11 protein-coding genes are annotated in these 12,663 nt (G+C 74.3%); 7 read left to right on the top strand and 4 right to left on the bottom strand.

Annotated features, from left to right (window positions below; all coding sequences use genetic code 11):
• The first annotated feature begins 77 nt into the window (after positions 1 to 77).
• Positions 78 to 3,308, top strand: coding sequence for a cytochrome P450 (locus tag AB0C76_RS18430; RefSeq protein WP_359965965.1), 3,231 nt, complete (start codon positions 78 to 80; stop codon positions 3,306 to 3,308).
• Between the two features lie 94 nt (positions 3,309 to 3,402).
• On the opposite strand, the gene AB0C76_RS18425 is transcribed toward AB0C76_RS18430, so the two are convergent.
• The 3 genes from AB0C76_RS18425 to AB0C76_RS18415 form a co-directional block, all read right to left on the bottom strand.
• Positions 3,403 to 4,074 carry a VC0807 family protein gene (locus tag AB0C76_RS18425; protein WP_359965962.1) on the bottom strand — a complete coding sequence of 224 codons (672 nt, stop codon included), beginning with the start codon at positions 4,072 to 4,074 and terminating at the stop codon, positions 3,403 to 3,405.
• A gap of 249 nt (positions 4,075 to 4,323) precedes the next feature.
• Entirely contained in the window at positions 4,324 to 4,680 is a 357-nt protein-coding gene (locus tag AB0C76_RS18420; RefSeq protein ID WP_359965960.1) for a hypothetical protein, read from the bottom strand.
• Positions 4,681 to 4,731: 51 nt separating this feature from the next.
• Positions 4,732 to 5,625, bottom strand: coding sequence for a hypothetical protein (locus AB0C76_RS18415; protein ID WP_359965957.1), 894 nt, complete (start codon positions 5,623 to 5,625; stop codon positions 4,732 to 4,734).
• Positions 5,626 to 5,955: 330 nt separating this feature from the next.
• Here AB0C76_RS18415 and AB0C76_RS18410 point away from each other — a divergent pair, with 330 nt between their 5' ends.
• The 5 genes from AB0C76_RS18410 to AB0C76_RS18390 all read left to right on the top strand — a co-directional run bounded on the left by AB0C76_RS18410 (position 5,956) and on the right by AB0C76_RS18390 (position 11,041).
• The gene (locus tag AB0C76_RS18410; protein ID WP_359965955.1) at positions 5,956 to 6,651 is read left to right on the top strand and encodes a ribonuclease H; all 696 of its coding nucleotides are present in this window, start codon (positions 5,956 to 5,958) and stop codon (positions 6,649 to 6,651) included.
• A gap of 127 nt (positions 6,652 to 6,778) precedes the next feature.
• The gene (locus tag AB0C76_RS18405) at positions 6,779 to 7,477 is read left to right on the top strand and encodes a response regulator transcription factor (protein WP_359965952.1); all 699 of its coding nucleotides are present in this window, start codon (positions 6,779 to 6,781) and stop codon (positions 7,475 to 7,477) included.
• Positions 7,477 to 8,832, top strand: coding sequence for a HAMP domain-containing sensor histidine kinase (locus AB0C76_RS18400; protein ID WP_359965949.1), 1,356 nt, complete (start codon positions 7,477 to 7,479; stop codon positions 8,830 to 8,832). Before AB0C76_RS18405 ends, AB0C76_RS18400 begins: the two co-directional genes overlap by 1 nt.
• 336 nt (positions 8,833 to 9,168) lie before the next feature.
• Positions 9,169 to 10,266, top strand: coding sequence for a YncE family protein (locus AB0C76_RS18395; protein ID WP_359965946.1), 1,098 nt, complete (start codon positions 9,169 to 9,171; stop codon positions 10,264 to 10,266).
• Positions 10,267 to 10,315: 49 nt separating this feature from the next.
• Entirely contained in the window at positions 10,316 to 11,041 is a 726-nt protein-coding gene (locus tag AB0C76_RS18390; protein ID WP_359965943.1) for a hypothetical protein, read from the top strand.
• Between the two features lie 48 nt (positions 11,042 to 11,089).
• Here AB0C76_RS18390 and AB0C76_RS18385 read toward each other — a convergent pair whose 3' ends face one another.
• Complete coding sequence (locus tag AB0C76_RS18385) at positions 11,090 to 11,689, bottom strand: hypothetical protein (protein WP_359965940.1); 600 nt, start codon at positions 11,687 to 11,689, stop codon at positions 11,090 to 11,092.
• A 119-nt stretch (positions 11,690 to 11,808) separates the two neighbouring features.
• Here AB0C76_RS18385 and AB0C76_RS18380 point away from each other — a divergent pair, with 119 nt between their 5' ends.
• A complete protein-coding gene (locus AB0C76_RS18380) occupies positions 11,809 to 12,627 on the top strand; it encodes a class I SAM-dependent methyltransferase (protein WP_359965937.1) in 819 nt (272 codons plus the stop codon).
• Positions 12,628 to 12,663 lie beyond the last annotated feature (36 nt).

The raw sequence follows: 12,663 nt of genomic DNA, 5'->3' as shown, positions 1-12,663 counted from the left end.
TGGAACACGTCGCCCCGATCGTCGGCCCGACTCCCGTCACGGAACCCGTGTCACGGAATACGGAAGGTGAATCACGCATGACCGACACCCTGCCCGAGAGCCTGCCCGCACCCCGGGCCGAGCGCCCGGAGCCCGTCCCGGCCCCGCAGAACCCGGTGGCCGCTCCGGCGCACCTCCCCTCGGCCGCCGCCGGGGCCGTGCCGCTCGTCGACGTCTCCGCGCTGCCGCCGGTCTCCGCGCCGGTCCTGCGGGTGATGGAGCTGATCCGGGAGCACGGCCCGGCCTACGTCCAGCGCGTGCACGGGCGGGACCTGCTGATGGTCAGCGGCCTGGACCTGGTCGAGGAGCTGGCCGACGAGGAGCGCTTCACCAAGTCCGTGGGCCCGGGCCTGGTGAACGTCCGGGAGTTCACCGGGGACGGCCTGTTCACCGCCTACAACGACGAGCCCAACTGGGCCCGCGCGCACGACATCCTGATGCCCGCCTTCGCGCTCGGCTCGATGCGCACCTACCACCCCGTGATGCTCCGGGTCGCGCGCCGCCTGATCGCCGCGTGGGACGGCGCGACGGCCGCGGGGCAGCCGGTGGACGTGCCCGGCGACATGACCAGGATGACCCTGGACACCATCGGCCTGGCCGGCTTCGGCTTCGACTTCGGCTCCTTCGAGCGCGACGAGCCGCACCCGTTCGTCGAGGCGATGGTGCAGTGCCTGGAATGGGCGATGGACAAGCTCGGGCGCGACCCCGAGCTCGACCACACCGCGCGCGACGCGGCGTTTCGGGAGGACGCCGCGTACCTCGCCCGGGTGGTGGACGAGGTGATAGCCGCTCGCGTCGAGGCCGCCGGGGGCACTCAGGACGCCGAGGCCGAGGACCTGCTCGGTCTGATGCTCGGCGCCGTCCACCCCGGTGACGGCAGCAGACTGGACGCCGAGAACATCCGCAACCAGGTGATCACCTTCCTGATCGCCGGCCACGAGACCACCTCGGGCGCGCTGTCCTTCGCGATGTACTACCTCGCCAAGCACCCGGCGGTGCTGCGCGAGGTCCAGCGCGAGGTGGACGCCCTGTGGGGCGACCAGGCCGACCCCGAGCCGTCCTACGAGGACGTCGGGCGCCTGCGCTACACCCGCCAGGTGCTCAACGAGGCGCTGCGGCTGTGGCCGACGGCCCCCGCGTTCAGCCGCGAGGCCCGTGAGGACACCCTCATCGGGGGCCGGATCCCGCTGCGCGCCGGGGAGACGGTCACGGTGGCGACGCCGATGCTGCACCGCGACCCGGCCTGGGGCGACAACCCCGAGCTGTTCGATCCCTCCCGCTTCGACCCCGAGCTGGAGGAGGCCCGCTCGCCGCACGCCTTCAAGCCCTTCGGCACCGGCGAACGCGCCTGCATCGGGCGGCAGTTCGCGCTGCACGAGGCCACGATGCTGCTCGGCATGCTGGTGCACCGCTACCGGCTGATCGACCACGCCGACTACCGGCTGACGATCAAGCAGATGCTCACCATCAAGCCGGACGGGTTCACGCTCGCCCTCGCCCCGCGCACGCCCAGGCCCCCGGTGGCGGCGGAGGCCCCGGCGCGCACCGCCGAACTGCCCGGCCGCGTCCGCCAGGGCACGGCGGTGCTGTTCCTGCACGGTTCCAACTACGGCGCCTCGCGCGACTTCACCCGGCAGCTGGCCGAGGCCGCGGGGGAACTGGGCTGCGAGACCGAGGTCGCCCCGCTGGACGCCTACGCGGACGGGCTGCCCGCAGGCCGTCCCGTGGTGATCACCGCCGCCTCGTACAACGGGCAGCCGACGGACGACGCGGCGCGGTTCGTCCGCGGGCTCCAGGAGGCCGAGGGGGCGGTGGCCGACGGCGTCGAGTACGCGGTGCTCGGCATCGGCGACCGGACGTACGCCGCCACCTACCAGCGCATCCCCACCCTCATCGACGAGCGCCTCGCCGCCCTCGGCGGCACCCGGCTGCTGCCCGCCGGCGAGGCCGACGCCTCGGGCGACCTCGCCGGCGGCGTGCGGGCTTTCGCGACGGCGCTGCGCGGCCTGTTGCTGGAGAAGTACGGCGACGCGGACGCCCCCGCCGCCGGGCTGCCGGAGGCCGCGTTCACCGTGACGGAGGTCGTCGGCGGCCCGCTCGACGCCCTCGCCGCGCGGCACGGGATGACGGAGTTCACCGTCACCGGGGTCGCCGGGCTGACCGACCCCGACTACCCCCGGGTCAAGCGCCTGGTGCGGCTGGCCCTGCCGGACGGCGTCGAGTACCGCACGGCCGACCACCTCACCGTGCTGCCGCAGAACGACCCGGCGCTGGTCGAGCGCGCGGCCAAGGTGCTCGGCGCGGACCTCGACACCGTGCTGTCCGTCGTCGCCCACCGGCGCACCGGCCTCGCCGTCGACCGCCCGCTGACCGTGCGCGAACTGCTCACCCACCACGTCGAGTTGCAGGACCGGCCGACCGCCGGGCAGCGTCAGGTGCTGGCCGACCTCAACCCCTGCCCGCCCGAGGCCGCCGCGCTGCGCGCCCTGCCCGACGACGACCCGCGCACCCTCCTCGACCTCGTGGAGGACAACCCGGCCCTGCGCGAGGCACTCACCTGGCCGGTGCTGCTGGAGCTGCTCCCGCCGATCCGGCCGCGCCACTACTCGATCTCCTCGTCCCCGGGCCAGGACCCGGCCCACGTGGACCTCATGGTCTCCGTGCTGAGCGCCCCGGCCCGCTCCGGCCGCGGCACCTTCCGGGGCACCGGCTCCGGCCACCTCGCCCGCGTCGCGGTCGGGGACACCGTCCTCGCCCGCGTCCAGCCCTGCCGGGAGGCGTTCCGGATCGGCCACGGCGCCACCCCGGTCATCATGATCGCCGCCGGGACGGGCCTCGCCCCGTTCCGCGGCGCGGTCGCCGACCGCCACCGTGACGTGGCCGCCGGAGCCGAACTCGCCCCGGCGCTGCTCTACTTCGGCTGCGACGTGCCCGACGCCGACTACCTCCACCGCACCGAGCTGGAGACCGCCGAACGCGCCGGTGCCGTCAGCCTGCGCCCGGCCTTCAGCGAGGCCCCCGAGGACGGCCGACGCTTCGTCCAGGACCGCATCACGGCGGAGGCCGACGAGGTGTGGCAGCTCCTCGCCACCGGCGCCGAGGTCTACGTGTGCGGCGACGGCGCCCGCATGGCCCCCGGCGTGCGGGCGGCATTCCGCGCGCTCTACCGGAGCCGCACGCCGGGCGCCGACGAGCAGCAGGCGGAGGCCTGGCTGCAGTCCCTGATCGACGCCGGCCGCTACGTCCAGGACGTGTACGCGGCACGCTGAGCCCGGAGCGCCCGGAGCGCCCGGAGCTCGGGAGCAGGAAGCCGGCCGAGCCGGCTTCCTGCTCCCGAGTCTTCATGCCGGCGTCGGCGGGTGCTCAGCCGTCCGCCGGGCGCGCGGCCGTGCCGGAGGTGAGCCGCCAGAGCCCGGCCACCTCGTAGTAGACGCCGTTCACCACTTGCAACAGCAGCAGTGTGACCGGCCAGAGCAGCGCGCCGAGGCCGGGCACCACGTCCACCGGCAGGGTGTAGGCCATCACGACCCGCACGGCGGCGTCGAGCAGCATCGCCACGCCCCAGATCGCCGTCGAGACCCGCCAGATCCGCCGGAAGGCCGGCTCGCGCTCCCACAGCACGTCCCAGGAGGTGCCGTCGGAGCGGAACCTGCCCTCCAGCAGGGGGCGGCCGCCGTGGAAGAGCAGGGGGCGCCTGGCCCTGATCGAGATCAGGAACCAGAACCCGGCCACGCCGGTCAGCCAGCCGTCCTTGGCCAACAGGAACCGGGGGCTGCCGCCGACCAGCGCGGCCGCGACACCGAGCAGCATGGTCCCGGCGACGAAGCCCGCCATGCCCTCCAGGCTGCGGGTGCGCAGCCACTGCACCGCCGTGGTGAGCGCCGGCAGGAAGGCGCCGGCCAGCAGCGCGACGAAGACGCCGACGCCGGCGGCGCGCAGGCCGTAGTACAACGCGATCGGGACCGCGATGTCCCGGACGGCGCCGAGCAGCAGGCGCCGGCCGCTCGGCCGCGGCGGCACCCCGGGGGTCGTCACCGTGGCTCATCGCGCTTGGTCATGACGTCACTCCGTGGCTCCGTGCGGCGATCGCCGCCCGCCTCGACTGCCATGTGTCACCTGCACAGGTAACTTCTTCCGTGCCGGACGGCTGCCAAACCCGAGGCCGCGGCCGGCCGCTCACGACGCGCTGGGCGTCGGCCGGGTGCTCCGCGTGACGAACCGGGCCGGCAGCTCGTGCAGTTGCTGCTGCTCGTAGGCCTGGACGAGTACGCCGCTGCGGCCGGGCTACTCCGGCGGCCGGTAGGCGGGCCCCGCGGCTTCGATGTGACTGAGGACGGACGCTCCCGCGAGGGAGACCTGCAGGTCGACGACGACCTCCTCGTCCTCCCAGCGGCCGCGCTCCGAGATCACGAGGCCGATCAGTGCCAGGTCACCGGCCTGACCCCGCAACTCGTACTGTTCGTGGGTCTCCTCGCCGACGTCACCCGTCTCGTCACGCTCCCAGGCGTCCACCGCGGCCTGGGCCACGGCCCTGGGCAGTCGCACCGTGACAAGGCCGACCTGGGCGTGGACGTGCTCCCCGATCGCTGCCAGCACCTTCGAGTCCTCGCGGTACCGGACGTACTGCTCTTCATCCACCACGGGGCGAGGCTACTCGCACCACGGGCGCGACTCGACCGAATTCGAGCGCGGCTAAGCGACCCGCAGGGTGAGTTCGGCGGTGTGGACGTGGCCCGCGGTCCGGAACTGGAGGAAGACGCGCCATTCGCCCGGCTCGGGGAGCATGGCCTGGAAGGTCAGCGTCGGGCCCCCGTCACCGCCGGTCACGGCGTTCGCGGGGTGGAGATGGGCCAGGGCCTGGTCGCCCTCGTGGAAGGCGCTGAGGTGGGCGTAACTGTCCAGGTAGGGCTGGAGGTCGGTGACCGGGCGGCCGTCCTGCTCGAAGGACGCGGTCAACTGGTGGGCCCCGGCCATGGGCTGGGCGTGGAGCGTGACGGTGTAGCCGTCCACGGTGGTGCGCTCGGCGGGGGCGGGCAACGGGACGGGGGCGGCCTGGCCGGGGACGGTCACGGTGCGGCTGAGGACGTACTCCGGGCTGTGGGGTCCGGTGTTCGGGATGAAGTCGGCGTACAGGCGCCAGCTGCCCGGGTCGAGGGGCGCGAGATCGGCGGTCCAACTGCCGTCCGGGGCCTGCTCCGGATGGAGGTGCTGGAAGCCGGTGAGGTCGGTGCGGATCGCGTAGAAGTGCAGCCTCTTCGTCTGGTGGACGGTGAGGTCGGTGACCGGCGCGCCGTCGGGCCCGGTGATCGTGAAGCGGACGGGCGCCGTGGTGGTCTCCAGTGCGAGCCGGTACCCGTCCTGCTCCGAGGCGAGGCCGCGGGCGGGCACGGCTGCCTGCGCGGCGGCCGGAGCGGGCACCATCCCCGCCATCCCGGCCATCCCCGCCATCGCGGGCGCGGGCTCGGGCGCTGCCGCAGCCGGCTGCGGGCTCCGCGGGACGGAGAACGCCATGCCGAGCACGAGCAGCGTCGGCACGCAGGACGCGAGCAGCCAGCCTCGGGAGAACGGACGGGCGGCAGCGGTCATCGGCGGGGTCCTTCGGGTCGCGGGTATTCGGCCTTCTCGAAGAGGAGACCTCCGGCCGGGGCCGGGATCACACAAAATGCGCGACGGTTGTGGCCAGTGACCACCGCCACCCCTGGAGAACCGTCCGTGAACGCTCCGCCCCGCCGTCACGTCCCGGCCACCGCCGCCCGCCACCGTTTTGCCCGGTGCACGAGAACTGCGGCCCGCCGACGGGCGAGGGACGCAACGCGCCCGACGTCGGCCGGTCCGCCGCCCGGCTCCTCCGGCTCCTCCACGGGTGCCCTGAACGCGTGGTCGGGAGGCCCGCCCGACCCTGGCATGATCGGAGGCATGCACGAACGAGTCATCGCAGCCTGTGACGGAGCTGCCAAGGGGAACCCCGGCCCGGCGGGCTGGGCGTACGTCGTCGCGGACGCCGCCGGGGCGCCGCAGCGCTGGCAGTCCGGCGCGCTCGGGCACAGCACCAACAACATCGGCGAGCTGACGGCCCTGCGCGAGCTCCTCGCCTCGACCGACGCCGCCGCCCCGCTGGAAGTGCGCCTCGACAGCACCTACACCCGGGACGCGGTCACCAAGTGGCTCGTCGGCTGGAAGCGCAACGGCTGGAAGACGGCCGCCGGGAAGCCGGTCGCCAACCGCGAGCTGATCCAGGAGATCGACGCGCTGCTGGCGGGCCGGGACGTCGCCTTCGTGTACGTCCCCGCCCACCAGGTGGACGGCGATCCGCTGAACGCCATCGCCGACAAGGCCGCCAGCGACGCCGCCCGCACCCAGCAGGGCGCCGGCGGCACGGCCGCCGACCTCCCGGTGCCGGACCCGGTCACCGCGTCCGCGCGCCCGGCGAAGACCGCCGCCAAGGCGACGAAGACCGCGGCCGAGAAGACGTCCTCCTCGGGCTCCTCCCGCACCCTCGCCGCCCGCTACCCCGGCACCTGCCCCTGCGCCCGCCCGTACGCCAAGGGCGACAAGATCACCAAGGTCGGCGGCAGCTGGGGCCACCCGGAGTGCGCGGCGGCCCACGCCTGACCTGGTCGACCTCGAGTTCTCACCCGCCCTTGCCGTTTCCCCTGCGAACGGCTGACGTGCCGCGGGCACGCCGGCGGCAGGCCGCCCGGACCCCGGGACCACCCCCGCCACCAGCGAAGATGACACCATGACAGACACCACCGCAGCCCGCCGCACCGTCCTCGTCGTCGAGGACGACCCGGGCGTGCGCACCACCCTCGACCAACTGCTCCGCTTCGAGGGCTACGAGGTCCTGACGACCGCGGACGGCCAGGAGGCCCTCGAACTCCTCGACCGGCGGCGCCCGGACCTCGCGGTGGTGGACGTCGTCATGCCCCGCCTCGACGGCCTCGCCCTGTGCCGCATGCTGCGCCGCCGCGGCGACCGGCTGCCCGTCCTCGTCCTCACCGCCCGCCACCAGCTCGGCGACCGCGTCGCCGGGCTGGACGCGGGCGCCGACGACTACCTCGCCAAGCCCTTCGCCGTCGAGGAACTCCTCGCCCGCATACGCGCGCTGCTGCGCCGCACCGCACCCCTCGACGAGACCGGCCCGCTGCTCTTCGACGGGATCGCCCTCGACGCCGCCGCCCGCCGGGCGCAGCGGGGGGACCGTCCGCTCGACCTCACCAAGACCGAGTTCGACCTGCTCGAACTGCTCCTGCGCAACCAGGGGTCGGTGCTCACCCGCCCGCAGATCTACGAGCGCATCTGGGGCTACGACTTCGACACCGACTCGCGCTCCCTGGACGTCTACATCGGCTACCTGCGCCGCAAGACGGAGGAGGACGGCGAGCCCCGGGTGATCCACACCGTCCGCAACGTCGGCTACACCCTGCGGTCCGCCTGATGCTGCGCACGAGGATCACCGCCGTCGTCATCGCCGCCGCCCTGTTCGCGATCGGGGTGTCCGTCACCGCCTCCTACCGGGGCGTCCGGGACCTCGTCGCCGACCAGTTCGACCGCAGCCTCAACGACCGGGCGGACGCCGTCGCCGCCGTCCTCGACGCCTCGCGCCGGCCGGACCCGCGGCCCGACACCACCGAACAGCTCGTCCTCGCCGACGGGACCGTCGAGTTGCTGACGGCCGGTCGCGCGCCGCTGCCCGTCCCGCCGGGTGCGCTGGACGTGGCCAGGAGCGGGCAGGGCGTCCACGAGGAGGACATCACCGTCGACGGGACGTCGTACGGTCTCCTCACCAAGCCCCGGCCGGGCGGCGGAGCGCTGATGGTCGGGCAGGACTACGCGGACGTCGAGCGCGTCGACCACGAGTTCCTGGCCCGGATCACCTGGACCACGGCCGCCGCCACCGCCCTGTCGGCGCTCCTCAGCTGGCTCATCCTCAGCCGCATCCTCGGTCCCGTCCGCCGCCTGGCGCGGGCCGCCGAACACATCACGACCACCCGCGACCTCACCACCGCCCTCCCGCCCGCCGGGCGAGACGAGGTCGGCGGGCTGACCCGCGCGTTCGAGGCTATGGTCGGCGCCCTGCGCCGCTCGCGTGAGCAGCAGCAGCGCCTCGTCCAGGACGCCAGCCACGAACTGCGCACCCCGCTCACCTCCGTCCGGGGCTGCGCCGAGCTGCTGCAGCGGGCTCGGGGGCGGCTCGACCCGAAGGACGAGGAGCAGATCCTCGGCACGCTGGTGACCGAGACCGTCGCCCTCGACGACCTCGTCCGCGAGCTCGTCGAGCTCGCCACCGACGCGCACACCGAGGAGGAGCCGGCGGCCGTCGACCTGGCCGAGGCGGCGGAGGAGAGCGCCCAGCGCCACCGGCAGCGGACCGGGCGCGCGATCACCGTGACCGCCGCCGCTCCGGAGCCCGTGCCGGTGCTGGCCCGGCCGCGGGCCGTCCAGCGCTGCATCGACAACCTCATCGGCAACGCCGTCAAGTTCAGTCCGGACGGCAGCCCGGTCGAGGTACGGATCGACGGCCGCCGGCTCGCCGTGCGCGACCGGGGGCCGGGGATCGACCCGGGGGAGCGGGACGCCGTGTTCGACCGCTTCTACCGGGGAGCGGGTAAGCAGTCCGCGCCCGGATCGGGGCTGGGCCTCGCGATCGTGCACGACCTCGTCGCCGCCGACGGGGGCACGGTCTTCGCGGGGACGTCCGCCGAGGGCGGGGCGGAGGTCGGCTTCGAGCTGCCGCCGTACGGAGTGACGGTCCCGCGGCCCTCGCGGGGAGGGCGCTCCCGGGGCCGCTGAGCCGGGTTCCGGAACGGCCCCGGTGTGGGAAGTCGGTCACGCCGACTTCCCGCACCGAGCCCTCCCGCCGCCCCGCGCCCACGTGGGATGATCACCGGCATGCGGGGGCTCCTCGGCACGGGCGACGGGTTCTGCCTGGTCGTCATGTTGGCCGCGGCGCACGACCGTTCGGACCAGTGCCACTGTCGCAGGGGCTGAGGCAGGGCCTTCGCCCCGGCCTCCTGTCCGAAAGCCGTCGGCACCCCGGGCCGGATGGGCCGGCGGTCATGCCCCGGTCAACGACCCCCGCTACTCTGCACACCACACCGCACCGTGCGGTGCCGAGGAGGGGGATCCATGTCCATCAAGGCCTTGGCCGCGGCGCGCACCGGCGTCGCACTGGCCGCCGCGGGAGCGGTGCTGGCGCTGACGAGCGGTGCCGCGGAGGCGGCCGGGCCGGTGTCCGGAGCGGAGGCGGTGATCACCGTCGGCAGCCAGGTGGCCGCCCCGGTGGTGAGCCCGGACGGTGCCACCGCGTACGTCGTGACCGCGACCGCGCAGGGCGACCTCGTCCTGAAGACCGTCGACACCCGCACCGGAGCCACCGCCGGCGGGCTCGCGCTCGGGCCCAACCGCTGGATGGTGTTCACGGCGCTCAGCGCGGACGGCTCCAGGCTGTACGTGCTCGACTACCTCACCCTGAGCGTGATCGACGTCCGGTCGATGTCGCTGCTCGGCACGGCCGAGCTGCCCGACCAGCCGCGCCCGTCCGGCTGGAGCGTCGGCTGGCCCGCCGGGATCGCGCTCGGCCCGGACGGGGCCACCCTGTACGTGTCGCAGGCCGGTGCGCAGACGGTCGGCCACCTGGGGAACGGCCGCGTGCTCTCCTTCGCCACCGCGCCGCGGGCGTTCACGTCGGCCGTCGAGTACCCCGCCTCCATCCCCGGCAACGTGGTCGTCCGCCCGGGCGGACACGACCTGTACGTCGGCAGCGAGGCGGGTGCCGTCCACCTCGACCTCACCGGCGCCGCGCCCGCCGTGACGCGCGTCGTCCCGGGTACGGCCGCGGGCCACGACTCGCAGCTGGCCTTCAGCCCGGACGGCACCCGCCTGTTCGCCGTCAACGGGGCCAACGGCGGCGCGGGCGACGAGATCGACCCGGCCACGGACACCGTCACCGCCCGCTTCACGCTCGCCGCCACCGGTGTCGACTTCCGCTACCCGCAGGTGAGTCCGGACGGGACGCGGCTGTACGTCGTCGACAACACCATCGAGGGCGCCGGCCCGTCGGTGTACGTCCTCGACACGACCGCCGACACGGTCGCCCAGGGCGAGGCCCAGGCGCTCAACGAGGAACGCGTCAACGGCTTCGCGGTCGGCCCGGACGGGCACACGCTGTACGCCGGCGGGACGGTCGCCTCGACGGCGAGCCTGCAGATCGTCGCGCTGCAGTAGGGCTCGCCCGCTCGTGGGGTTGTCGGCGCGGCGCGCTACGTTGCGTCGCATGACAGCCGCTCACGTGCCCATAGCCGAGTTCCTCGACGGGGACGAGGTGGTCGCGGGGGACCACCTCGCCGACGACCTCGCCTTCTGGTTCACCCACTTCGTGATCTCCTTCGGCGTGGAGGACGAGGCGGCCGAGGAGTACGGCGTCGACCCGGAAGCCCACGAGGCGATGATCGCGCGCCTCGGCGACGCCGAGGAGCCGGGCACCGCGCTGCGGGTGCCCTTCGAGGGAGGACACTCGGCGTACGTCGTCTGGCAGAACTGGGAGGACGAGAGCACCGTCGACTACCTCGTCCACCACCCCGCGTGGGGCCGCCTCGGCTTCCTCGCCCAGGACGGCCCGCACGGCTCCGGCCCCGGCCTGTCGTGGCCGGAGCTGGTGAAGCTGGCCGGAAGCGCGCAGGACGGCGCCGACGGCCTGGCCGACCCGGCCCGCCGCCTCCTGCTCCTGCTCCCGGCCCTCGGCGACGCGGACACTCCGGCCGGGGCGCGGGGCGTCGTGGCGGACGCACTCGCCGACGTGGGTTTCCCGGCCGAGGCGGCGGACGAACTGGCCACCCACCTGCTGGGCGAGTCCGGCCGGGCCGACCGGCCGACGTGGAGCGTCCGCGAGGGCAGTCCGATCCCGGTCTGCTCGTCCGACCACAGCCCGCGCCAGGTCCCGCTGGCCCTCGGTATCACCGCGGAGCAGGCCGACGCCCTGGCGGCCGCGCTCGGTTGGTGAGTGTCCACCGGAACGGCTGCCGGGCCCGGGAGTTCCGCTCGGTGTTCCTCAGGGGGAGCCGTTGGTCAGGAGCAGGTGGAGGGTGCGGTCCCGGTGGATGAGGGTGGCGCTGTCGGAGTCGCCGCCGTCGAAGTAGGCCGGGTGCACGGGCTCCTCGCCGCCGTGGTAGCCGGTCGAGCGCAGGAAGTCGGGGGTGACGGCGGCGAACGACCACGGCGGTCCGTCCGGACCGAGGAGATCCCGGGTGAACGCCGCCACCACCTGGTCGGCCTCGTCCGTCGGGTAGTGGTGGCGGTAGGGGCTGAACGCCTCGGTGAGCATCCACCTCAGGCGGGCCAGGAAGCGCGGGTGATCGAGCGGGCTCACGGCGGCGCGGTGGCCGTCGCGGAGGAGCGGGTGCTCGGCGGGCCCCGTCAGGTTGTGCCAGTCGCGGCGTACGTCGGCGGCGCGCAGCGACTGCTCGAAGCCGGTGCTGCGGAGGAACGCGTGGAGGACGTCCTGGCGGTTGGCGGCCGTGACCGGGCGGTCGCATTCCGCGGTGAGCAGCAGGGTGTTGCTGTTCATCGCGCGGTCGACGGCGGTGAGGAAGGCGTCGACGCCGGCCGGTTCGGGCGTGGCCGCCGGCGTCGCGAAGTTCGGGGCACCCATGGGGCCAGCCTCGCGGACGGCGGGCGGCGGCTTCAAGCGCGCCGTTAATCGATCGCTCGTCGGCCGGCGGCGTCGATAGGGTGCTCCTCTTTCGGCGGGGACGGACGGAGGTCGCGGGTGTGAGTGCGGTGGAGGGTGTCGATCCGGCGCGCAGCAGGGTGTTCGGTGAGGTGGCGGAGGCGTACGACGCCTCGCGGCCGGGGTACGCGGACGCGCTGGTGTCGCAGGTGCTGGCGTACGCGGACCTCGGGGGCCGTCCGGCGCTGGAGGTCGGCGCGGGCACGGGGAAGGCCACCGTGCAGTTCGCCGGGCGTGGGGTGCCGCTGACGTGCGTGGAGCCGGATCCGCGCATGGCGGAGGTGCTGCGGCGCAACGCGGCGCCGTATCCGCACGTGCGGGTCGAGGTGGGCGGGTTCGAGGAGTGGGAGGCGGCCGGGCGGCGGTTCGGGCTGCTGTTCGCGGCCACGTGCTGGCACTGGTTCGCCCCGGAGCGGCGCTGGGACCTGGTGCACGACGCCCTCGTACCGGGCGGCGCGGTCGCGCTGTTCTGGAACCCGCACGGCGTCCTGGACCCCGAGGTGTACGAGGAACTGGCCGACGTCGACCGCCGGTTCGGCGTCACCGGCTCGCCGCACGGTGTGCCGGCCGCGACCTTCGGCGACGAACCGGGGCAGGGCGGGGAGCCGTTCTGGCCGGCGGGGGAGTGCCGTGCGGACGGCCGGTTCACGGACCTCACGGCGTTCCGCTACCGGCAGGAGACGCGGTACGGGACGGAGCGCTACCTCGGGTTCCTCGCCTCGATCTCCTCGTACCGGGTGCTGTCGGCCGAACGGCTCGACGGCGTCCTCGCCGAGACCGCGAAGGTCCTCGACGCCCGGGGCGGGGGCATCGACATGCTGCACGTCAGCGACCTGTTCCTCGCCCGCCGTCGGGCGTAGGCGGGCAGCGGAAAGGTCGTAGAAGAAAAAAGCGTT

Origin of the sequence: Kitasatospora sp. NPDC048722 (genome assembly GCF_040650235.1) — a bacterium.
GTDB lineage: Bacteria > Actinomycetota > Actinomycetes > Streptomycetales > Streptomycetaceae > Kitasatospora.
The sequence above is the reverse complement of the archived record's forward strand: the minus strand, read 5'-3'. Positions and strand labels throughout refer to the sequence as shown.

Coding starts and splice junctions, on each gene's coding strand:
- AB0C76_RS18430 (WP_359965965.1), top strand. CDS start 78: ATGACCGACACCCTGCCCGAGAGCCTGCCCGCACCCCGGGCCGAGCGC.
- AB0C76_RS18415 (WP_359965957.1), bottom strand. CDS start 5,625: ATGACCGCTGCCGCCCGTCCGTTCTCCCGAGGCTGGCTGCTCGCGTCC.
- AB0C76_RS18410 (WP_359965955.1), top strand. CDS start 5,956: ATGCACGAACGAGTCATCGCAGCCTGTGACGGAGCTGCCAAGGGGAAC.
- AB0C76_RS18405 (WP_359965952.1), top strand. CDS start 6,779: ATGACAGACACCACCGCAGCCCGCCGCACCGTCCTCGTCGTCGAGGAC.
- AB0C76_RS18400 (WP_359965949.1), top strand. CDS start 7,477: ATGCTGCGCACGAGGATCACCGCCGTCGTCATCGCCGCCGCCCTGTTC.
- AB0C76_RS18395 (WP_359965946.1), top strand. CDS start 9,169: ATGTCCATCAAGGCCTTGGCCGCGGCGCGCACCGGCGTCGCACTGGCC.
- AB0C76_RS18390 (WP_359965943.1), top strand. CDS start 10,316: ATGACAGCCGCTCACGTGCCCATAGCCGAGTTCCTCGACGGGGACGAG.
- AB0C76_RS18385 (WP_359965940.1), bottom strand. CDS start 11,689: ATGGGTGCCCCGAACTTCGCGACGCCGGCGGCCACGCCCGAACCGGCC.